A 21,707-nucleotide genomic window follows, 5' to 3' on the forward strand; every position below is an offset into this window, starting at 1 on the left:
TCAGCTTAGACCAGAACCTGACGGCAGGATGACGAAGCCTTGTCCGGAGCAGGCGGGGCGCTCTTCTCTCGCTCGGCAGCAGGGGCTGCCAGCAACTCGTTCACCAGGTTGAATACGGTGTTCTTCACTGGACTGTTCAGATCAACCCAGGCAAGGCCGGTGGTTGCCCGATAATCCCCCAACTCCAGGGGTTTGGAAATCACATTGGCGGGCAGCGCACACCCGGCACGAGCGGGCAGTAACCCGACGCCGAGCCCGGCGGAAACCAGCGCGAGCATGGTGGTGAACTCGCCCAGTTCCGATGCTATTTCCAACTGCGCGCCGTGGCCGCTCACGGCTTGCATCAGGCCATCGTAAAATCCGGGTGCATAGCGTCTGCCGAGGATGAAAACGGGTACGTTTGCCAGCACTGTGGGGGGCAGCGTGTCGTACACCGCCAGAGGATGATCGCCGTGCAAGGCCACTATGAAGGTCTCCCGTAGCACTTCCAGGGTTTGAATCCCTGGGGCCATGGCCGGTAAACGCATCAAGCCGAAATCGAGCTGGCCATTTTTCAGCGCCGCGGTCTGATCCGGACCTGGCATGTCCTTGAGTTCCAATTCAATTCGCGGGAACCGCTGATGCAGCGAGCGGATCAAGGTTGGCAGCAGTTCGGGCAGTACCGAGGAGACGAAACCCAAACGCACGCGACCTATTTCGCCGCGCCCTGACGCCCTGGCCACGTCCGCCGCGTGGGCCGCTTGATGCAAGGTCGCGCGCGCCTCAGGGAGGAAAATCAGTCCCACTTCGGTCAACGCGACCGAATGCCGATTGCGCTCGAACAGGCGCACCCCCAGTTCTTCCTCAAGCAGCTTGATCTGCGTGCTCAGCGCCGGTTGAACGATCGACAGTTGCTGCGCGGCTCGACCGAAGTGAAGCTCCTGAGCCAAGGTCACAAATGATCGCAAGTGTTTGATTTCCATTTGAATACTCCGGATTTTCAGAGCCCATGCCGCGCTTATCATAAATTTTGATCACCAGATCATCAATGACGATTGGACGTGACCGCCAGGCTGCGATGAAGTGACGGCAAGGCCGAAAAAAATAAATGGCCATTTGTGGAGAACAGCATGTCATTCAATATCAGTAGCTTCCAGCTTAACGGGCGCAGAGCCCTGATCACCGGTTCGGGCAAGGGGATCGGGCTTGAGCTGGCCAGAGGGTTGGGAGCTGCCGGCGCCACCGTGGTGATCAATGATCGCAATAGTGACAAAGCGCAACCCATCGCCAGTCAATTGCGTGACGAGGGTGTAAGCGCAGAGATCGTGGTGTTCGATGTTACCGATCAGGCTCAGGTATTCGAAGTGATCAACAGCTTTGAAGCACAGACCGGAGCCATCGATATCCTGGTGAACAATGCCGGCATTCAGCGGCGTGCACCGCTGGAAGACTTTGCCGCGAACGATTGGCACGAACTGATGCGGGTCAATCTGGATGGCGTCTTCCATGTGTCCCAGGCAGTCGCCCGACACATGATTGCCCGACGTCGCGGCAAGATCATCAATATCTGCTCGGTTCAGAGCGAATTGGCCCGCCCGACGATCGCTCCCTATGCGGCGTCGAAAGGTGCCGTGAAGATGCTCACCAAGGGCATGTGCGCCGAATGGGCTTGCCACGGTATTCAGGCCAATGGGTTGGCACCTGGCTACTTCGCGACGCAGATGAACCAGGCCCTGGTGGACAATCCGGAATTTTCCCAATGGCTGTGCAAGCGCACGCCGGCAGGCCGCTGGGGGCGCGTCGAGGAGTTGTGTGGTGCCGCCGTATTTCTCGCCTCCGCTGCCTCCGACTTTATCAATGGCCAGACGATCTTCGTCGACGGAGGCCTGACAAGCGTCGTTTGAATGTCACTCCCGTCGCAAAAAAACAACAACAGGGGACACCCATGAGCAATCTCAAAGAGCAGGTAGCTCCGCTGGTCGACATTGGCGGTCAGGCTACCGACGACAATCGTCAACAGGTCGAATCCAAAAGCTTTGCACCCAAGCGTTGGCGGTATCTGATTCCGCTGATTTTCATTACCTACAGTCTTGCGTATCTGGACCGCGCCAATTATGGCTTCGCCAGTGCCGCCGGGATCGAGCAAGACCTGGGTATCACCAAAAGCATGTCCTCGTTGATCGGGGCCCTGTTTTTTCTGGGTTACTTTTTCTTTCAGGTTCCGGGCGCTATCTACGCGCAGAAATACAGTGTTCGCAAATTGGTGTTCTGGAGCCTGATCTTGTGGGGCATCTGCGCGATGGCCACGGGACTGGTGACCAATATTCCGATGTTGATGGTGATCAGGGTGTCGCTGGGCATCGTCGAGGCTGCGGTGATGCCCGCCATGCTGATCTTCATCAGTAACTGGTTCACCCGCAAGGAACGCTCGCGCGCCAATACGTTCCTGGTCCTCGGCAATCCGGTCACCGTGCTCTGGATGTCAGTGGTCTCGGGCTATTTGATTCACGCGTGGGGCTGGCGCGAGATGTTCGTGATTGAAGGCGCGCCAGCGGTATTGTGGGCGTTCGTCTGGTGGCGGCAGGCGCGGGACAAGCCCGAGCAGGTCGACTGGCTGACTCAGCAGGAAAAAAACCAGCTGGTCGCGACACTGGCGGACGAACAGAAAGGCATGAAGGTGGTTCGTAATTACCGCTAGGCGTTTACCAGCCCGGTGGTGATCCAGCTGTGTTGCGTTCATGCGCTGTGGAGCGTCGGGGTCTACGGCTTCATCATGTGGCTACCGACGATCATCAAACAGGCCGCAGCTGCTGATATTGTCACGGTCGGCTGGTTGAGCGCTGTGCCTTATGTCGCGGCTGTGGCTGCCATGCTCGTGGTGTCCTGGGGGGCAGATAAATCCCAGCAGCGTAAACATTTTGTCTGGCCGCTTCTGGCGCTGGGTGCGCTGGCATTCTTCTGTTCGTACTTGCTTGGCCCGAGCCATTTCTGGTTGTCGTTTGCTTTACTGACCATCGCTGGGGCTGCTTTGTATGCGCCTTACGGACCATTTTTTGCGCTGATCCCGGAAGTTCTGCCGTCCAATGTCTTTGGTGGTGCGATCGGCCTGATCAACGCCTGTGGGGCGTTAGGGGCCTTTGTTGGTTCGTGGATCGTTGGCTACCTGATCGGCCTCACCGGCAACCCCGGGGCGGCCTATATTTTCATGACCGTCGGTGTGCTGTCTTCGGCGTTGCTCATGGCTTGGGTGAAGGTGCGGCGATGAGCCACAAAATTGACCGCTTGGATGTCAGCGATCCCGGCAACTCGTCAGTAGCCGTTGTGGTGATGGGCGTTGCCGGATGTGGAAAGTCGAGTGTCGCCCGGGCAATCGCCGACGCCCTGGACGGCATGCTGATCGAGGGGGATGCCTTCCACCCGCAAGAAAACATTCGGAAGATGCGCCAGGGCATCTCTTTGACCGACCTTGATCGAGCTGCCTGGCTCACGTCGCTCAACCAAGCGTTGCACGGTGCGATTGCCGCGGGACGCTTGCCGATACTGGCGTGTTCGGCATTGAAGCAGTGTTATCGCGACGTCTTGGAAAACGGTATTCGCTCAGTAGCCATGGTGTTCCTGCGATTGCCTGAGTCAGTCGCCGCAGCGCGCGTGTCCTCACGCACGGATCACTACATGCCGGCAACGCTTGTGGCGAGTCAATTTACCGACCTGGAGCCTCCTCAAGCCGGGCGCAACGTTATTGATATCGATGCAACGCTGCCATTGCCCGAGGTGGTCATGCAATTTGAGTCATGGTGGCGACGACGGCAGTGACATGGCACCGGACCGGATATTGCCCGTAACAGGCCACTCGGTCGCCGGGGTGGATCCATAGTGAAACGGTGTTCTTCGATTTTTAGATCCGCTTCGCGTCGAGCCAGTGAATTCGACGGACCAAGCGCGCAAGCAACAAAAAACCGCTGCCACTCTCACAGAGCGGCAGCGGTTTTCAGGTGTTACGGGGTTACTTGCTATCAGGCAGCGCGTAAGCGATCACATAATCGCCGCGATCGGGCGACTGACGCGCACCACCCGCGGTGATGACAATGTACTGCTTGCCTGTTTTCGGCGAGACATACGTCATTGGGCCACCCTGGCTGCCCACAGGCAGTCGGGTTTTCCAGGCCTCTTTTCCGTTGGCGGAATTGAAGGCGCGCAGGTAGTAGTCCTGCGTACCGGCGATGAACACCAACCCGCCCTGGGTGGAGAGTGTACCGCCCAGCGTCGGCATGCCGATCGGCAACGGCAGATGCATCTTGATACCCAATGGGCCAGTGTCCTGGACGGTGCCAACCGGTACTTGCCACGCGATTTTCTGGGTTTTCAGGTCGATCGCGGTCAGTGTGCCAAAGGGCGGTGCCTGGCAAGGGATGCCGGCAACGGACAGGAAGCGGTTCTTGTTCACTGCATACGGGGTGCCTTTGAGCGGTACCGCGCCCATGCCGGTGTTCAGTGCTTCACCACCGGAAGAGGCCTTGGCATCTTTCTGCGCCGCAATCATCTGGATCCACAGGCCCAGCCGCATGTCGTTGACGAAGATAAAACCGTGTACCGGGTCAGTCGAGATACTGCCCCAGTTCATCCCTCCCAGCGAACCCGGGAAACTCAGCGAGACATCGGTGCCTGGTGCGGTGTACAGCCCGTCGTAACGCATTTTCTTGAACGAGATACGGCAGAGTAGTTGATCGAACGGCGTCGCCCCCCACATGTCCGACTCGGTCAGCGTCTGCGCGCCGATCTGTGGCATGCCCACCGATTTCGGCTGAGTCAGCGAGTAAGGTTCGTTCGGGATGTCCGACGTTTTGACCGGAACCTCTTCCACCTTGGTCAGCGGTTTGCCGGTGGCGCGGTCAAGCACGTAGATCTGACCGGCTTTGGTGCCGATCACGACGGCAGGCACCTTGCTGCCGTCGGCTTTGGTGAAGTCGATCAGGCTTGGCTGCATGGGCAGGTCGAAGTCCCACAGATCGTTGTGGACGGTTTGGTAGACCCACTTTTCTTCGCCGGTTGTTGCGTTAAGTGCAAGCACGGAAGCGCCGTACTTGTGGTTCAGTGCCGTACGTTCCACACCGTAGATGTCGGTGGACGAACTGCCCATCGGCAAGAACACGGTGTTCATCGCCGGGTCGTAGGACATCGGTGCCCAACTGTTGGGCGTGCTACGCACGTACGTGCTACCGGCAGCCGGAGCCTGCTTGTCTTCGGGGTTTCCCGGGTCGAATGCCCAGCGCATCTCGCCGGTGACGACGTCGAAACCACGGATCACGCCACCTGGCATGTCGGTCTGGACGTTGTCGGCGACACGGCCGCCTACGACCACGGTGGTCCCGGCCATCAGCGGTGCCGATGACAGCTGGTAATAGGAATCAGGGACATCGCCGAGACCGGCTTTCAGATCAACCTGACCATTGTGACCGAAGCCCTGGCAGAACTCCCCTGTGTCGGCGTCCACTGCGATCAGGCGCGCATCGATGGTGTTGGTCAGCAGACGACGCTGGCAGTTGGCGCCGGCCGGCACCGACACGGGCTTGACAGGTGTGCTGCCCTCAGCAGGCTGGGCGAGCGCAGTGGTAGCGTCGAAGTAGGCGACACCGCGGCAACGTTGCCAAACACGGGTCTTGGCGTTTATCTCGTTTTTCCACAGCTGTTTACCGGTGTCGGCATCCAGTGCGATGAGGTTGTTGTGCGGGGTGCAGATGAACACCTTGTCGCCAACCTGCAACGGCGTCATCTGATCTTCGGCGCCATTGCCGTCGCTGATCGCGATGTCCCCGGTATTGTAGGTCCATGCCGGTACCAGCTTCGAGACGTTGCTACGGTTGATCTGGTCCAGAGCGGCGAAGCGGCCGCCACCTTCGTCGTTACCGTAGTGTTCCCAGTTTTTCTGGGCCTTGGCAGGGTCGACCTTGGTCAGGCCTGGGCCGTCACCGGTCGGTGAAACAGGGGCGTGGGGGACGAACATACCGGCTCCACCTGCAGCCACGGCGATTGCCAGTACACCGCTCAGCGCGTAGCCACTGCGACTGCTGGCCAGGCTATTGGCTTTGCGCAAGTGGGGGTAGACCAACGCCACCAACAGGCTCAGCACGCCCAAGGCGAACAAGCGAGAGATCAGAGGCCAGAAGTTCAGTCCGACATCGGCCAGCGCCCAAATCACGGTCAGCACCATCACCGCCGCGAACAGCCAGGCAGCCTGCAGACGCTGCTTGAAGAGCAGTACGGCAGATGCGATCAAACCGCAACCGGCGAGTAGGAAGTACCAGCTGCCACCCAGCGTGGCGAGGTAGCCACCACCGATTGCGAAGAATAATCCAAATACCAGCACGCCGAAGGCGACGACCCAGATGGGCCAGCGACTGACGGATGCCGAAGGTCGAGACTTAGTCATGTTGCATGATCCTACTGACGCATGAACGTTTGTGGGGAGGGTTAAGAGTCGTGAAGGCAAGTCTGAAAATAGTTGTTAACTATTTGGTTAATTGCGCAAAGATATCAAAAAAAGCGAGCCCTGCGACAAATTGTCATTTACAGAAAAGGAGAAACACTGTTACGGCGATGGTAACAATCGAGAGGAAAGGCCCTGAACACTCAGGGCGAGCCGGCGAAGCTTGCCTTCGGCCGGAGGTGATTGGCCTATCGCAACGAGCGATAGGTAATGGGGTCGATGTAGGCCGACTGCAGGTCCCGCTCCGGGATCTCCCAGATGATTTGCTTGGGCGGCGTTTCTTTGGAAGCCGGATTGTTGAGGTAGCTGTTTGCCGCGCCGGAGAACGCTCCGCCGTCTTTGGCGAAGTTACCCACGGGTGCGCCCAGTGACTGTTGCAGAAAACCTGCGAAGTTGGAGTTGCGTGAGAATGAAGTGCCGATGAGCGCGGTGTTGGGGAGGTCGGCATCGCCAAAAAGGTCTGCCTCAATGTCAGGGTTGACGGCTGACGCAACGGGAAGTTCGTGGGTGCTGGTTTGGGCGACCATGTCGGGTGCGGGTTGCCATTTGAGCGGCAGCCAGTCGATGCCCGCCAGATGAACCAGGTCGCCAGGTCGCACCGCGAGCGGGGCATGACTTTCGTTGAACGACCTGCTTGGCATGGCGCTGATGCCCAGGGTCTTCAGGCGCTGTGTGATGGCATCGGCCGCCGCCTTCGCGCCGGATTCGCTCCAGTGCGTATCGGTGCGCAACCAGGCACTGGCCCCCAGTGGCGTCAGCGCAGCGGTGAGGTCCAGATTCGACACGCCGCCCGCATCCAGCTTCGAGGTCCAGGCCTGGATGCGTCCTTCGAGAGCGGCTGGGCGGTGCAGTGCGCAACGCTGCTCGGAAGCGATGCGGCTCTTGTCTGGAACGATGACCACCAGCAGGCTGATGCCTCGTTGGGAGAGCTGCTGCTTCAGGTCAATCACGACCTGGGCTTTGGCATCGGCATTGCGCTGCGCTTGAGGATTGACCTTGAGCTCATCGGCCAAAAACAACCAGCCAGGACAACCTGAGCGAACCCTCGGTCCGGTGTCACTGAAGAGCAACCAACTGACACCGCGCTCCAGCTCGGCGAAGGTCGTGGGAAGGTGAGCGTTTGACAGTTCCTTGGCAATCCGATGAGTGATATCACCGTCAAGAATCTGCGAGAGCTGCACTTTATCGGGTAATAGCGAGACCTGCCCTGAAACGATCAGACGGCCAGAGGACAGCAGTCCGACGAACAGGAATATCAGCAGCGCCACGCCTGCCAACCGACTGCTGCGTATCGCCAAATCATCTGGCTGAGTGGGGAGCGGGGGGAGCTTTAGGGTTGTCATCAGAATTGGAAGTACAGGAAGGGGACGGTTTCGCGACTGGCGATCAGTGCGAATGACAGCATGAAACCGGCGATGGGCCAAAGGGCGGTAGTGTGGAGCAAAAGGCCGCCCAGACGTTTCTCGCAGTAAGGGTGCAACAGCGGTGCAACGACACCGAACACACCCAGCAAACCCGCAAGGCCGTGTACCGGACGTAGGGTCGTGGACAGTTCGTCACCGAGGGCAATGCCCTGTAGCCCGAACTGTCCGGCATACAGGCTCAGCGCGCTATGAAAGTCGGGGGCGCGGAACAGTGTCCAGGCCAGGCAGACGAACAGCAGTGTCAGCCCATGGGAAAACACTGGCTGTAACGGGGGCAGGGTAGAGCTGTTCCAGACACGATTCACACATAACGCAATGCCATGGGCGCTGCCCCACAGCAGATAATTCCAGCTATCGCCACCGTGCCAGAGGCCGGCGATGGCCATGATCAGGAACAGGTTGCGATAGGTCTTCCAGGTGCCGTTGCGATTGCCACCCAGCGAAATATAAAGATAGTCACGTAACCAACTGGACAGCGACAGGTGCCAACGACGCCAGAAGTCCTGGATGCTGTTGGCCAGATACGGACGGTTGAAGTTCTCGGGAAAGTGGAAGCCCAGCATCAATCCAAGACCAATGGCCATGGCGCTGTAGCCGGCGAAGTCGAAGAACAGTTGCAAGGAATAGGCAAGGCAGCCGATCCAGGCGTCCGAGAAACTTGGGTTCTGCACATTGAACGCCACGTCGACCACCGGCGACAGGGTGTCGGCCACCAGGACCTTCATGCTCATCCCGATCATGAACCGGCGTGCGCCCAGCGAGAAATTTTGCAGGTTGAAGTAACGCTGATTCAGCTCACGTCGAACCCAGTCATAGCGAATGATGGGACCGGCGACCGAATGGCCGAACATCGAAATATAGGTGGCGTAATTAATGAAGCTGCGTTCGACCGGCACGGTGCGGCGGTGTACGTCCACCAGATAGGAAATCGCCTGCAATACGATAAACGATAGTCCGGCCGGCATGATGACCCGTTGCCAGTCCAGCGGCATGGCGCCAGACCAGGTGAGGGCATCGATCAACGTGCCTGCGACGATGTTGGCGTACTTGTACCAGCACAGCACCGCCGTGTTGAGCACGATCAGTGTCACGAGTAACCGCACGCGGCCCTTGTCTTTTTCCCGCAAGGCATCAATCAGCAAGCCTCCGGCCCACGCCGTGATCGTCAACACCACATGCACGGCCAGGAACCGAGGGCTTAACCAGCCATAGAACAGCCAGCTACCGATCAGTAGCGTGACGTTGCGCCAGGCGGCTTTGAATACTGCATAGCTGCATAAGAACAGCGGCAGGAACAACGTCAGAAACTCGAGAGAGGCAAAAACCATGGTGGTGCGATCCGATCAGTGGGCCAGGACGTCAGTCGCGCGCAACAGGTGCGGGCCATTTTCGCCAGGTAGCAGCACAACGCTGTAGCGCTCGCCGGCCTTGAGCTGGCCCAGGTCAAGTGGGGCGCCGACGTTGGTTTGGGCGCAGACCAATTGAACCGACAGGCTGACCGGGTTGATCGCTCGGCGTTGCACGCTGCCGTCGGCCACCTCCTTGAACAGATCGGCGTTTTTCCCCGCAGCACGCAAACCGGCCTGGGTGCACGCTGGATCGGCGCTGATAAACGCCAACGAAGCTCTCAGGCTATTGAAGTCGTCGGGTTGCTCTCGGATGACGACTTGGCGGATGCCTTGAACGCCGTCTGGCAAAGCGATCACACTGGCGAATTCGCCTGCTGCCACCTGGATGTCCAGTGGCTGGCTTTTGCCGTTGCGTTCCAGGGTGCCCTTGATCGGCTGGTTGGCGGGCACGGGCAGGTAGTCGGACACGGCATCCGCTCCCTCGAGTCTGAGGCTGGCCTGCGAGCCTTCGGCCAGCAGCTGCAAGGGGCGGTCGGCAGCGTTGATAAAGCGCAGGAAAGCCGAGTCCTGATCCGGGCCCGTCGGGTACAGGGCAATGTCGGCGGCCTGGGTTTGCAGGCTCAGCATCAAGGGCGCGAACAGCGCCCAGCCACATGCGGGGCGAGTCATTTGCCGGCTCCTGTGCTGCTGACGGTGTCGGCGGGCAACTTGGCCAACGCACCACCAATCGCAGTGCCCCAGGCTTGATAACCGGCGACGGTAAAGTGCTGCCCATCGGTGGTGATCCACTGCCCGGGTTTGGAGAACGTCAGCGAATCGATGTAGGTGCAAGGCGCCACGTTCGCGGCCAAAAACTGCGACATCAACTGGGTGCGGGCATCATTCTTCTGATACATACCACCGGCTTTGCCCCAGGCCGGGCCCACCCAGGCGCAACGGGTCCCGGTGGCCGCGATGGCCTTGGCCAGGCCGGTGACGCTTTGCCATGCCCAGGCCTTCGGAAACACGGGCTTGTCATAGGACGCCATGGTGTCGCCGATGACCAGTACCACCAGGTCGGGCTTGTCGGCGGCGATCAGGTCCTGGATCGGTGTCGTGGTGGCATCACGGCCCTTGATCACAATCTTTTCGTTGCCTTTGCGCTCGGCACCGCAGTCGACCTTTTTACTGATCAGCCAGTCGCCGGCACTGGCGCCACAGGCACCGATGGAGTGAACCAGAGCGCCTTGGCGAGTCAGGTTGTCGTGCAGCGGCTCCAGCAAGTGGTCCGCGAGGCTCATATGACTCTCTCCAAGAACAAGGAGAGTCAGACCGGCAAGGGCAGAAGTGGGCATCGAAAACTCCAGAATGATCAGTTGGAATAAGGCGAGGTGTATGGGCTGACCGGCAGGCTCATGGGGCCGCTGATGTCCTCGAACAGGTAACGCACAGACAGGGCACCGCTGAATTGTTGGTAGTCGTGGGCGTTGTCCAGGCCCAGATTGGCGCCCAGCAGGAAGTTCGAAGCGACCTTGTACTCAGCTGCCGCGGCGACGCTATAGCCGATCCCGGTTTTGTTTTGCGCTTCGTAGCGCAGGCCCGAGGCCGCCTGCAGGGCTTTGTCGGTGGGGAAATAGTCGGCGCTGTCCTGCTCGAAATGCTGCACCCCGACTGAGCCCTTGAGTTGATACGTCAAGCGCCCGGTGCGTTGTGCCCAGGTCACTGGCACGCCCAGGGCGAAGCACGTCTGCGGGCTGAAATAGCCGCCGTGCCCATAGGTGAAATAGTCCTGGTTATTCGCGTAGCTCATGCCGGTCATGCTCAGGCCGACGGTCAGCTTGCTGTCCGTTGCATTTTGCAGGTACCAGTAGACACCGCTGCCCAGTTCACTGCGGCTGTTGGATTCGACATGGTTGCCCAATAGCTGGTGCCAGGAGGCGTAGCCATAGGCGCCGACTTCGTTGTCGTCATAGCTCAACTGAGCACGCCCGCCGTTGGCGCTCACGCCGCCCCAGGACTGCCCGCTGCGTTTGTCCGTGGTGCCGGCAAACGAGGTGACGCTGTCAGTCACCGGACGCCGGGAAACGCTCACGCCGTAACGGACATTAGAGCTGTCGCTCACTGGGCGATCAACGCTGATGCCGCCGGTGGCGGTGGTGTATTTGAAGCCGAGCGGGGTGGTGCCGAGATCGGCCTTGAGCCCATCCGCGGGCCGTTGAATAGCGACGGAAAGACCGACACCCTCGGCTTTTTGCGAGCCGGCGCCTTCGCTCTGCGCACCGCTACCGAAGCGCTGCAGTGCCTCGCCGCTGGCACTGCCGGCGTTCAGCGAGACTGGCGTCACGCGCAGGGCGACGCGGCTTTCATCCAGCGGGATATTGATTTCCAGCGGCGTTTCAATATCGGTCAGTTTGCTCAACCCCGACTCGCTGTTGTTACTGCGAATGCTCACGCCTTGGGTGACGTAGGCACTGCGCTCCTGAAGGATTTTATTCAGCGCCAGTTGCGCGGGACTGATGTCTTCACTCACCCGTGCTGCGCGCGGCAGCTGCGACTCGAACGGATTGCTCGCCTGTTGCGGCCTTGGCAGGGCGTCGATGCCAAAAGGGGTGTCAGACCTCACGCTGCCCGGCATCTCCTGAGCCGGTGGCGGGATCGCTGCCAGCAAGGTGTCGCGACTGACCTCGCTACGTGGCCCCGACACCCCCGCAAAAGGGTTGGGTGCCACTGTTGAACCGGCCAGTTGGCCGCTCTGGCTTCTGCGTTTCTCGCTCTGTTCGATGGCCACCGCCTTGCGCAGCAGATCGGTCGCCGTGCCGGTCTTGCCCATGTTCTGGTAGAGGCGGGCGGCCTCGGTCAGCGTTTGAGGGCTACCGGATTCGGTCTTGAGCAGCTGTTGCAGCGCCTGTTCGGCAAAGGCTGTGTCATGTGCCAACACCGCCATGTCGGCGGCGCCCAACAATAGTTGCGGGTCGTTTGGCTGACGTTGTAACAGCGGTTTGTAGAGATCGAGGGCTTTTGCCGTGTCGCCGTTGGCCGAGTACATTCGCGCCAGCGCTGCGACGGCGGCGCTGTCACCAGGACGTTGCGCCAGCGCGGGCGCTAGCGTGTCATAAGCGCTGGCCAGATTGCCTCGTTCACGTAGATGGTCAGCCTGGCGGATGCGATAGAGATGGAGCAGGTCGTCGAAACGCTTGCGAGTCGGCGCGTTCAAGGGCTTGTTCTGAAGGTCGCGCAGAATCTCGTTGACCTGTGCGTCTTCTCCGGATTCAAGCAGGACCGCGGCGTATTGCAGGATGAAGTCCGACGAGGGCGCAGCGGTGTGTTGCAACTGGCCGCGCATGAGGGCCAGCGCTCGGGTCGGCTCGCCGATGTCGACATAGGCCGAGGCCAGGCTCGCTGTGCGATCTGGACTGTTGTTGGCCATCGGCTGAATACGATCGAGCAAGGTCAGGGCTTCCTGGCGCTGCCCGCGCTTGCCCAACCCGATCGCCTGGCTGAGTTGCAGGTTAAGGTTGACATCAGCGGCCAGCGCTTCCATGTCCGGGGTGCGCTGGTCGGGGCGCAAGCGTCCCAAGGTTGTCTGGGCGGCTTTCCACTCACCCATCTGGACCGACAGCAAGGCACTGACGTAAAGCGCATCGGCATTGTCGGGGTGGGCCTGGAGCATGGCGTTGATCAGGTCCCGAGCCTTTTGCGGTTCGCCCATTGCCAGGTTCAGGCGGGCCAGGGCGAAACGTGTCCAGACGTTGTCCGGTTCGTAGCGCAGCGCGTCTTGCAAGGCGTTGCGCGCAGCGGGCAGGTCATTGCGTTGTTCGGCGAGGGCGGCCAGTTGCGTCGCGCGCAAGGCTTGCAAGCGTGCGGACTGACCGATCTTTGCCTGTCCGGTGGCTGGCAGGCTGTTGATCAGTTGCAGGGCTTCATCGTTCTTGCCGCTCTTGAACAGCACGTTGACCAGCCCTTCCTGTGCTTGAGGATCGTCGCGGCGCAGATTCAAAATCTGCCGATAGTTGCGCTGAGCGTCATCGAACTGGCCCGCGCTGGCCTGGATATCCGCCAGGGCGAGGCGAGCATCCATCCCGTTTGGATTCAGCCGCAGCGCCTGGTTTACCAAGGCCTGTGCCTGGGCCGTCTGGCCTTTGGTCTGGGCGTCGCGGGCCTGCTGCAACGCAGACCAATAGCGCACTTCGTTCAGCGCCACTTGCCAGCGGCTGCCGTCGCGTTGGCGCGTGGCCTGGCCCAGGAGTTTTTCCGCTTCGGCCAGTCGGTGTTGTTGTTGACGAATAACCCCAAGGCCGCCCAGTGCGTCAGCATCATCGGGCTGGCGTTTCAAGCGTGCTTGAAACGCCTGTTCGGCGGTGGCCTGATCGCCTTCTTTGAGCGCCTTCAGGCCGCGTGCGACTTCGGCGGGCGGTTGCCATGCCTTGCTGGCCGTCGTTGCCCCCTGTTGCTTGCCCTTGTTCATCTGCGCGCGGATTTCCACGTCATCCGGATGCGTCTTGAGGTACGCCTCGAACAGCGGCACTTGTGCCGGATTGGGTGGACCGATCCAGGTCAGCGCCAGGCGCCAGCTTTCGTCGGCATCACCGGCAATGTCGCTACGCTGGGTCAGCGCGGCCAGGGCGCGAATGCCCTCGGCACGGCTGTCTTCATGACGGATCAGATGCTTGGCGTAAAACAGCGCGACGATCGAGTCATTGGGCATCTCACGTTGCAGGCGCTGAAAACCGCTGCGTGCTTGCGCCCAGTCAGCCTGATTGAAGGCAAGGTTGTTGTAATACTCGCGGCCGATCGTACCTTGCGGTGGGCGGCCATCGAACAGCGAGCGAAACACGGCGGTCGCCTTGTCACGCTCACCCGCATCGACGAGGCGCCGAGCTTCTTGCAGACGCTGCTGGTTCTGCGGTTGGGCCACGCCGATGTCCTGCGCCAGTTGCAGTGCCTGCCGAGGCGGTGGCTGGATGGCCTGCAAGCGGGCGAGGTATTGCTGCGCCTGTTGGTGTTTGCCCTGTTGCACGCTGATCAAGCCGAGGCCATACAGTGCGTCAACCTGGACCGGGTCCAGCAGCAGGACTTTCTGCCAGACTTCCGCAGCGCGCTGAGGGTTGTTGTGCGACTGCCAGTAATGCCCTTGCTCGACGAGTAATGTCTGTGGTGTCGGACTTTGGGCATGTGCAGCAGCCGTCCATGCGCTCATGGCGGCGAGGGCTAGCGTGCGGTAGTGCGGGTGCATGCGGTCTCCCAGGAGAGTTTCAGCGTTCCGTCTTCCCGGAATCGGTAATGTTTATCTGCCCAGCCGAGCGCGAACAGGCTAAGCATGAAGTTGTAGTAACGCGGCGCACCGGCATCGGCGTCAGGCCTGGCCAGCGCTTCGTGCAAGGCGAGTTCCACGCGGTGTCGTTGCTGATCGGCCAACCGGGGTTGCCCCTTGGCCTCAAGGTAGGGAATCAGTGCCGCCCAGAATCCGAACGGGCTCTGACCCTGAACACTGCCGTGGAGAGTCTGGACGGTTTCCGGGGGGGAGCCCGTCGCGACAGCGCTGCGGGCCATGCCGTCCAGCCGTTTCAGCAGGAGCGCGGCCTTCGGGTCGGAGGTGTCACTCATGCCCAGCCAGAGGTACACGCGAATGGCATCGTAGCTGCCCGTGTCGCCGTTGATCGGGTCGTTTACGAAGGTACCCGATTGCGCTGAAGTGCCTTGATAACCGACCCAGTCAGCGACGAAACCGTGGTGGCTCGATTGGGCAATCATCGTCGCGGTGTTGTTGGCAATCGCTTGCCAGGGTCCGTTGGGGGCTTCCTTGGCCAGCCGCCGTAAGAGTGGCAGTGGCAGGTAGCTGGGGTTCAGGCGCCAGAGAGCGTCCGGCTGGACGAAACCCTGTGGTCCAGGCAATACCATCGGGCCCAGCCCGGGCAACGTGACGACCAATTGCGCTTCAATTGTCGCCATCAGGTGCAGGGCATCCTGGCGATAGTCCGGCCGATGCCACAGGCGTGCGGCTTCGAGCAGGGCGTAGACGATCCATAGGTCGGCGTCGGCAGCCGAATTGGCGTCTTGCAGGCGCCACTGACCGTCCGGGCCTTGCCCCCATAACCACCCCGGCAGGCGTGTGGCGGTAGCGGAGCCTGCGAGGTTGGCTGATGTCCAGCGCCAGAGTTTGTCAAAACGTGGCTGATCGTTGCCGATCAGTGCGAAGAGCATGCCGTAGGACTGCCCTTCAGAGGTGCTGTGATCGTTCTCCAGGCTCGATTCCAAAACCCGGCCGTCGGCCTGGACGAAGCGTGTCGAATAGGTTTGCCACAGCGGCCAGGCCGGCAACTCACAGGGGGTCGCGGCCGACATCGCAGGCGCCGGCAGGGCGAGCGCAAGCACTGCGCTCAACCTGCGCGCGTTACCACACAGGCATTGGCGAAGTGAAACACCCCGGCTGCTCATGGACGACACAGGCATGTGCAGCTCATTGGCCAAGACGACGTTTAGCCCGTAAGCGCAGGGCCAGGTAAGCCATCGAAGCAAGCAGCAGGCCCCCGAGGAAAGTGAACAGCATCAGCGCCATTACGTTTTGCGAGAGGTACCACTGCAGATAGCGCAATGGGCCCAAGCTCCCGACGTAGTAATCCTGCTCGGCGACCAGCGATTTGACGTGATTGCCCTTGACCACCACCAGACTGCCTTGCAACTCGTGGGCGTTTTCTTCGTTGCTGAGCAAGGCGTTGGTCACGTCGGCCAAGCCGTTGGGCCTTGCGCTGGCGATAAACACCACACTGCGTCCACTCTTGAGCGGCGATTCGAATCCAGTCAGATAAGCACTGCCGTCGTCAGCACTGAACTTGAAGCTGCTGCGCGCTTCACGCAGATTGGTTTTCGTATCCGGGCTGATCCAGTTGCGCAGACGCAAGGGCAGGTCAGACAGTTCAAAGTACTGCGCAGCCGCTTCGTTCTTGGCCGGCAGCAGGCTTTGCCATTGCTCCAGCAGCGGCTGATTGTTGCCCGAGGCGAGCACCAGCAAGTCTCGGTCGCGTTGTTCGGCCACCTGGTCGGCGTGGACCACCTTCACGCCGGTGGCCGGATAACCGGTGGAGTCGCCGAAGCGGCCCAGCACGGTCAGATAAGCGCTCAGGTCGGCCGGGCCCGGCTCGTTGGGCAGGATCACCGATGTTTCAGAAAGGTCGGCCATGCGGGTGAACGGGAAGCCGCTGTCCTTGAACACCCCGAGGTTGGGCATGGCCATGAAATGTTCGTATTGGCTGAGGTCCAGGGTTGAATCAGGGTCGATCACACCGCGCATGTTGTCGATGATGATGTCGCGGCAGTCGCCCTGTTTGATGTAGTCATACATAAAGCGAAATTGCAGGCGTGATTGCAGCGCTACGGAATTGAGCGGCAACAGCATGCGCGATGTGCGGGCCAGGCTGTCGTCGGTTTTGAGCATCGCCAGCAGGCTGTCGCTGTTGCCGAGTTTCTCGATCGAAGGCAGATCGATCGACTTGATGAACGTATCGTTGAAATTGACCAGCAACGAGGAATTGGTGGAGACCGGTTGCGGTGTATAGCGGTACTTAAGGTCAAGTTGCGCGCCGGGCTCACGCCAGTTGAACAGGTCGGGTGGCAAGCGCAGCGCAACCGTCATTTGTCCCGGGTTGTAACCCGACACATTGAGTTCTGCGGGCTTCGCCAGTTCACCCAGGCGAACCGGGCGATCGGAAGGCAGCCAGTTAGGCGCGTCGTACGGTCGGCGTGGCTTGAGCGAGTCGATCCGGTCGATCACCACGCTCTGCCCGGAAAAGGCCGAGCCACCGAGGGCCAGCGCTGTCGCGGCGATCTTGAGATCGGCGCCATCGCGCCCGGAAACAATCAACAGTTTGCCCTGAGCATCATTCGGGTTGCTCACGAGTGTCAATGTCGGCCCCGTGGCCTCTTTGATCGGTAAGCCCCCCAAGGCCGCTGATTCGCTGCCGCTGACAAACACCACGGCGTTGCCTTTGGCCGGCAGGTTGGCGAGGCTGGCGGGGAAGGTTGCGCCGCGATAGCTGGCCAGGGCGCCAAACCAGGACGACAGGATACCGGCGGCCTCAAGCTCAGAGCCGCCCGGGCGTGCGGCGAACACGAAGGGCAGCTTCAGGGGCGAGGCGTCTCGACGATCGAACAAAGGCAGAGGCAGAGCGGACAGGTCGTTGGGTTGTTTAATCGAGGACACCTGGAGGCTCAGCTGGCTCTCATTGCCGATTCTGGCCCACAGGCTGGAGTGCAGAGGGTCTTCACATTGCATCGTGTAGTGACCGATGAACTGCAGGCTGAGCCGGTTGAATTCGGTGATGGTCTGCGGCGGAATCTGCACGGTCCGGGTCTGCAATTTACCGGCCTCTTCCTTCGGGAGGGGAAGGCTGGCGGCCACTTGATCGTTGATCAGCACGTTGATTTGCGAAAGGTCGGCCAGCAGCGCCGGTGAGTAGCTGTACTGCAGTGTGACCTGCGCAGCCGTGACGACTTCATCGGCGCGCACATCGAAATTCACACTGTCGGTAGCCTCCACGCCTTTAAGGGTCATCGAATAGCTTTTGCCCAGCTCCTTGAGGGTGCGGGTATAGCTGTTGCTCGGGGCTTCGGTCCCGGGTAACGATGCGACCGGCATCGCCGCCGGCTCGGCGTTGGCGATTTGGGCGGTAGCACTCAACGCCCAGCCGCTCCAGCTCACTAGCGAGCAGGCGAGCAGCAGGAGTGAATGACGAGGAAGAAAGGTCTGGCGAGTGGAAGGCTTCAAGATCGTTGCGTGTCCGCGGTGGAGTCGATAGGTGATGGAGCGTCCGGGCGTTTGCGCAGCAGTGCCTGGCTGTCCTTTAGGGTGGCAACGAACAAGCGCAGGATGGCGCGCAAGCCAATGCTGCTGACCTCGCGCAACGCCGACATTGGCGCGTCGAGGCGACCGTTGCCCCACGTGTTGGCCCAGGTGTCGGCCCGTGAAAAAGTCAGTCGTACCAGTTCACTTTGCTGGCGCAGGGTCAAAGCGTCGAATTTCACGCCTGCCACGTTGTCGTTGCTGAAGATCGTTGTTGCGGGAAAGAGGCTTGAGGGCGGTGTGCGCAGAATGCACAGCCGCAGCTTCTCTTTGGCGCCGAGCTGAACCTGCGGTGGCAGTGCCAGACCCACGCCGTTTTGTGAGAAATCCCGGGTTATGCAATCGAACCAGGTGCCGTCTTCGCGATAGACACGCACGGGCAGATCCGCGGGCACCCTGGGCTCGTTGCGCACCTGAGAGGACTCAGTGGCTACCGCCACGGCGGTGCTGACGATGATGATGTTGTACACGGTCCAGACCAGGTTGATCAGCAGAGTAGTGACCTCGGCCGAATCACTCCCGATCAGTTTCACCACGCCGATCGCCAGACCGATTACGTTCAAGGTCAGCAGGACGATGTAAGGCCGCGCGAGCTTCCAGTTGAAATAGTCCTTTTCGATGGTGCCGCCCTTGTCGGTTACGTTGAATTTGCCCAGTGAAGGGCTGATCAGGGCCAGCAGTACCGGTCGCATGATGTGCCAGGCCAACACCGACTCATACACTTCGTTCCAGAAGGAATGGCGGAAGCGTCCCTGGATGCTGGAGTTGGTCAGGCTGGAATGGAAAATATGCGGCAGTACATAGACCGTGACCATCAACGCCGAGGCATGGAAAATCTGCGCGTCGAAAAACAGGTAGGCCAATGGTGCGGTCAAGAACACCAGGCGGGGCAGGCTGTAGAAAAAGTGCATCATGGCGTTGAGGTAGCAGATGCGCTGCCCCAGGTTCAGTCCTTTGCCAAACAAGGGATTGTCGGTCCGAAAAATCTGCACCATGCCCCGCGCCCAGCGTACGCGCTGGCTGATATGCCGGGAAAGGCTTTCGGTGGCCAGTCCCGCCGCTTGTGGAATGGCGAGGTAAGCGGTATTGAAACCACGGCGATTGAGCTTGAGTGCCGTGTGCGCATCCTCCGTCACGGTTTCGGTGGCGATGCCGCCGACTTCCAGCAAGTGAGTCCGCCGGATGACCGCGCAAGACCCACAGAAGAATGCCGCGTTCCACAGGTCGTTGCCGTCCTGCACCAGGCCGTAGAACAGCTCACCTTCATTGGGTACCGAGCGAAAGGTATCGAGGTTTTTTTCGAACGGATCGGGTGAGTAGAAAAAGTGCGGCGTTTGCAGCAACGCCAGGTTCGGGTCCTTTAAGAACCAGCCCATGGTGATCTGCAGGAATGAGCGGGTGGGCACGTGGTCGGCGTCGAATATGGCAATGAACTCGCCATCGGTGACTTTGAGTGCCTCGTTGAGGTTGCCGGCCTTGGCATGTTGATTGTTGTCGCGGGTGATGTAGTTGACACCAATCTGCTGACAGAAAACCTTGAATTCCTCCCGGCGTCCGTCATCGAGCACGTGCACCCGCAGTTTGCCCTCGGGCCAGTCAATGGCCTGAGCCGCGAGCACCACCAGTTTGACGATGCCCAACGCTTCGTTATAGGTGGGAATGAACACATCCACCGTCGGCCATTGCGCGGGTGGCTGTTGCAGAAACTGCGGTTTACGTTGCAATGGCCAGGCGGTCTGTACATAGCCGAAGACCAGGACGAGCAAGGCATACAGTTCGGCCAGCACCAGCCCGTAGCCGAATACGGCATCCTGCCAGTTGTCGAAGTCCAGGGTGTCGGACAGACGCCAGTACATGTAACGCAACGAAGCGATCAGCGAGAGGGTGATCAGGGTCAGGATCGCCAGACGCCCGGTTTGCTTGCGGATGATCAGGCTGACGGCAAAACAGACGGAGGCAAACGCGGCCTGGGAATACAGAGTCTGCGGCGCAGTGAGGACACCCAGTACCAATAATGCAGCAATCAGGCCGCCTGAGATTTTCAGGCCTTGGCGGCAACGCAGAGGCCATCGACTCACACGATCCTGGAAACTATCCAGTAGCCTCTGCAACCACCAAGTCTTTGCAGGTAGCTGATTCAGTTGGGCGGTCATGGCGTGCCCTGCTGGCTGGAAGCGTCCGCGAAAAGCAGGGCATGGACCGCGCCTGACAGCGACACAATGTCCTGACAGCCAATGCTCTCGGGTGCGTACTGCAGCAGGTCCCGACCATAGGCCAGCGACTCGTTGAACTGGTGATCGAGGCGAATCGTCCCGATCAGGTTAGCGCCGAGCCGCCGCAGAAACAGCACGCCCATGTCCCTGCTGAACGCACGCGAGTCATCCCGTTGGTTGAGCACATACCGGTGCCGCTGCGCGCTTCGCAGGTTGGTTTCCAGCCACTGGGTCATGGTATCCAGTGCCAGGTAGGAGGCTGCGTCGGCCACTGTCATCACCAGCACCAGATCGGCGGCGTCGAGTGCCTGTTGCGAATAGACGGTCGCCCCCGAAGGCGTGTCCAGGATCACGGTATCGTTTTCGCTGAGGTTCATCGACGCAAGGTGCTGATTCAACCAGTCAGAATCTTCAAGCATCAACTGCTTGAGCAATCGGTGATCGTTCAGCTCGCCAGTGCCGAAGGGCAGGCACTCACTGTCACTAAAGCCCGGCAGGCGATGAGCGCCCCAGTCGGCATCCTGCTCTTTGAGCTGGATCAGCCCGGGAACCTGCCTGGTGATACCCAAGTGACTGGACAGCGCGTTCTGAGGGTCCAGATCAATCGCGATGGCTCGCCCGCCAGAGTGTCGAAGTGTTTTCGCGAGGCCAGCGGCGACGGTGCTTTTACCCACCCCTCCATTCGCAGAAACGATGGCAATGACCTTCGCCTTGGTCCGCTTGCGCATCGTTTCTGGCAGACCGTCTCGGCGGACCTGGTTGAGTTCACGCAACAGGTCGCTCAATCGGTGACGGTCACCGGAAGCAGAATTCGCAGGTGGCTCGGTCAGGGGAGGGGATTTGGGCAAAGGTGACGAGAGGACCACATTCTTCACAGGCTCGACCGGCGCGCCAATCAATGAAGATGGCTGTGGCTCGTCCAGTAGAAACACAGGGGATGTTGGCGTTTCGGGAGGCAATGCCACCGACGGTGCTGGCTCAGCCACAGCAGGTGTAACCGGGTCGTCCTTGAAATCTTTATAGTTCGGTTGTATTTCCTGGTAAGTCTCCGCATTGGCGCCAAAACGTGTAAAGAGTTTCGTAATATCGTCTACATATTTCATGCGTCGTACCAGGAATGAAGCAACTTAGAAACTCAGCATTCCATTAACTAACAAAGTTGATGCGTTGTCTGGTTATTGGCAGAGTGCCATTAATCTAGGGTGTCGATGTAGGTGTGTCAATGGTTGTTATAAAAAGTCAGCGAGATCTGTTGGTGTTTGGCTGAATGTTATTTAGGAATTGTGTTGTTCGTGAAGTATGAGTATTGGAAAGTGTCCAGTGATCAGTGTTAAATTGGGTGCGGTGTGGTGATAAGTCGTGAGAGTGTTTGAAGCGCGGTGTTAAAAGAAAATGCTCCGTATCGAAAGATGCGGAGCATTTTTCGTTAGCCGAACGCGGACA

The 21,707-nt window shown here is 59.9% G+C and carries 13 protein-coding genes and 1 pseudogene; 3 read left to right on the forward strand and 11 right to left on the reverse strand.

Features of this window, described 5'->3' with window-relative positions:
* Positions 1 to 5: 5 nt before the first annotated feature.
* Positions 6 to 962: a LysR family transcriptional regulator gene (locus J3D54_RS21595; RefSeq protein WP_253422465.1), complete on the reverse strand. Its 957-nt coding sequence runs from the start codon at positions 960 to 962 to the stop codon at positions 6 to 8.
* A gap of 147 nt (positions 963 to 1,109) precedes the next feature.
* Between J3D54_RS21595 and J3D54_RS21600 the strand changes: the two genes are divergently transcribed.
* From J3D54_RS21600 to J3D54_RS21610, 3 genes and pseudogenes are all read left to right on the forward strand, one after another.
* Positions 1,110 to 1,883, forward strand: coding sequence for an SDR family NAD(P)-dependent oxidoreductase (locus J3D54_RS21600; protein WP_253422467.1), 774 nt, complete (start codon positions 1,110 to 1,112; stop codon positions 1,881 to 1,883).
* 41 nt (positions 1,884 to 1,924) lie between these two features.
* A pseudogene (locus tag J3D54_RS21605) lies at positions 1,925 to 3,244 on the forward strand (MFS transporter).
* Complete coding sequence (locus tag J3D54_RS21610) at positions 3,241 to 3,792, forward strand: gluconokinase (RefSeq protein ID WP_253422468.1); 552 nt, start codon at positions 3,241 to 3,243, stop codon at positions 3,790 to 3,792. Before J3D54_RS21605 ends, J3D54_RS21610 begins: the two are co-directional and overlap by 4 nt.
* 190 nt (positions 3,793 to 3,982) lie before the next feature.
* On the opposite strand, the gene J3D54_RS21615 is transcribed toward J3D54_RS21610, so the two are convergent.
* From J3D54_RS21615 to bcsQ, 10 genes are all read right to left on the reverse strand, one after another.
* Positions 3,983 to 6,406 carry a glucose/quinate/shikimate family membrane-bound PQQ-dependent dehydrogenase gene (locus J3D54_RS21615; RefSeq protein WP_253422470.1) on the reverse strand — a complete coding sequence of 808 codons (2,424 nt, stop codon included), beginning with the start codon at positions 6,404 to 6,406 and terminating at the stop codon, positions 3,983 to 3,985.
* 245 nt (positions 6,407 to 6,651) lie between these two features.
* Complete coding sequence (locus tag J3D54_RS21620) at positions 6,652 to 7,806, reverse strand: cell division protein FtsQ (protein WP_253422472.1); 1,155 nt, start codon at positions 7,804 to 7,806, stop codon at positions 6,652 to 6,654.
* Complete coding sequence (locus tag J3D54_RS21625; RefSeq protein ID WP_253422474.1) at positions 7,806 to 9,215, reverse strand: MBOAT family protein; 1,410 nt, start codon at positions 9,213 to 9,215, stop codon at positions 7,806 to 7,808. Before J3D54_RS21625 ends, J3D54_RS21620 begins: the two co-directional genes overlap by 1 nt.
* A 15-nt stretch (positions 9,216 to 9,230) precedes the next feature.
* Positions 9,231 to 9,905 (reverse strand): alginate O-acetyltransferase AlgF, encoded by a 675-nt coding sequence (locus tag J3D54_RS21630; protein WP_253422476.1) that lies wholly within the window; start codon positions 9,903 to 9,905, stop codon positions 9,231 to 9,233.
* Complete coding sequence (locus J3D54_RS21635; protein ID WP_253422477.1) at positions 9,902 to 10,570, reverse strand: SGNH/GDSL hydrolase family protein; 669 nt, start codon at positions 10,568 to 10,570, stop codon at positions 9,902 to 9,904. The genes J3D54_RS21630 and J3D54_RS21635 overlap by 4 nt, the downstream gene beginning before the upstream one ends.
* Before the next feature lie 17 nt (positions 10,571 to 10,587).
* Positions 10,588 to 14,448: a cellulose biosynthesis protein BcsC gene (locus tag J3D54_RS21640; RefSeq protein ID WP_253422478.1), complete on the reverse strand. Its 3,861-nt coding sequence runs from the start codon at positions 14,446 to 14,448 to the stop codon at positions 10,588 to 10,590.
* Positions 14,424 to 15,665, reverse strand: a complete 1,242-nt coding sequence (gene bcsZ / locus J3D54_RS21645) for a cellulose synthase complex periplasmic endoglucanase BcsZ (protein ID WP_253422479.1) — start codon at positions 15,663 to 15,665, stop codon at positions 14,424 to 14,426. The genes J3D54_RS21640 and bcsZ overlap by 25 nt, the downstream gene beginning before the upstream one ends.
* 7 nt (positions 15,666 to 15,672) lie before the next feature.
* Complete coding sequence (bcsB, locus tag J3D54_RS21650; protein ID WP_301293477.1) at positions 15,673 to 17,976, reverse strand: cellulose biosynthesis cyclic di-GMP-binding regulatory protein BcsB; 2,304 nt, start codon at positions 17,974 to 17,976, stop codon at positions 15,673 to 15,675.
* On the reverse strand, positions 17,973 to 20,204 hold the full coding sequence (bcsA, locus tag J3D54_RS21655; RefSeq protein ID WP_253422480.1) for a UDP-forming cellulose synthase catalytic subunit: 2,232 nt from the start codon (positions 20,202 to 20,204) through the stop codon (positions 17,973 to 17,975). Before bcsA ends, bcsB begins: the two co-directional genes overlap by 4 nt.
* Positions 20,201 to 21,367, reverse strand: coding sequence for a cellulose biosynthesis protein BcsQ (gene bcsQ / locus J3D54_RS21660; protein WP_253422481.1), 1,167 nt, complete (start codon positions 21,365 to 21,367; stop codon positions 20,201 to 20,203). The genes bcsA and bcsQ overlap by 4 nt, the downstream gene beginning before the upstream one ends.
* Positions 21,368 to 21,707: the final 340 nt, after the last annotated feature.

Source organism: Pseudomonas sp. GGS8 (genome assembly GCF_024168645.1).
Classification (GTDB): Bacteria; Pseudomonadota; Gammaproteobacteria; order Pseudomonadales; family Pseudomonadaceae; genus Aquipseudomonas.

Excerpts from the sequence above, each read along its gene's own strand:
- bcsZ (WP_253422479.1), bottom strand. The coding sequence starts at position 15,665 with ATGCCTGTGTCGTCCATGAGCAGCCGGGGTGTTTCACTTCGCCAATGC.
- J3D54_RS21615 (WP_253422470.1), bottom strand. The coding sequence starts at position 6,406 with ATGACTAAGTCTCGACCTTCGGCATCCGTCAGTCGCTGGCCCATCTGG.
- J3D54_RS21630 (WP_253422476.1), bottom strand. The coding sequence starts at position 9,905 with ATGACTCGCCCCGCATGTGGCTGGGCGCTGTTCGCGCCCTTGATGCTG.
- J3D54_RS21595 (WP_253422465.1), bottom strand. The coding sequence starts at position 962 with ATGGAAATCAAACACTTGCGATCATTTGTGACCTTGGCTCAGGAGCTT.
- J3D54_RS21625 (WP_253422474.1), bottom strand. The coding sequence starts at position 9,215 with ATGGTTTTTGCCTCTCTCGAGTTTCTGACGTTGTTCCTGCCGCTGTTC.
- J3D54_RS21635 (WP_253422477.1), bottom strand. The coding sequence starts at position 10,570 with ATGCCCACTTCTGCCCTTGCCGGTCTGACTCTCCTTGTTCTTGGAGAG.
- J3D54_RS21640 (WP_253422478.1), bottom strand. The coding sequence starts at position 14,448 with ATGCACCCGCACTACCGCACGCTAGCCCTCGCCGCCATGAGCGCATGG.
- J3D54_RS21620 (WP_253422472.1), bottom strand. The coding sequence starts at position 7,806 with ATGACAACCCTAAAGCTCCCCCCGCTCCCCACTCAGCCAGATGATTTG.
- J3D54_RS21610 (WP_253422468.1), top strand. The coding sequence starts at position 3,241 with ATGAGCCACAAAATTGACCGCTTGGATGTCAGCGATCCCGGCAACTCG.
- bcsA (WP_253422480.1), bottom strand. The coding sequence starts at position 20,204 with ATGACCGCCCAACTGAATCAGCTACCTGCAAAGACTTGGTGGTTGCAG.
- J3D54_RS21600 (WP_253422467.1), top strand. The coding sequence starts at position 1,110 with ATGTCATTCAATATCAGTAGCTTCCAGCTTAACGGGCGCAGAGCCCTG.
- bcsQ (WP_253422481.1), bottom strand. The coding sequence starts at position 21,367 with ATGAAATATGTAGACGATATTACGAAACTCTTTACACGTTTTGGCGCC.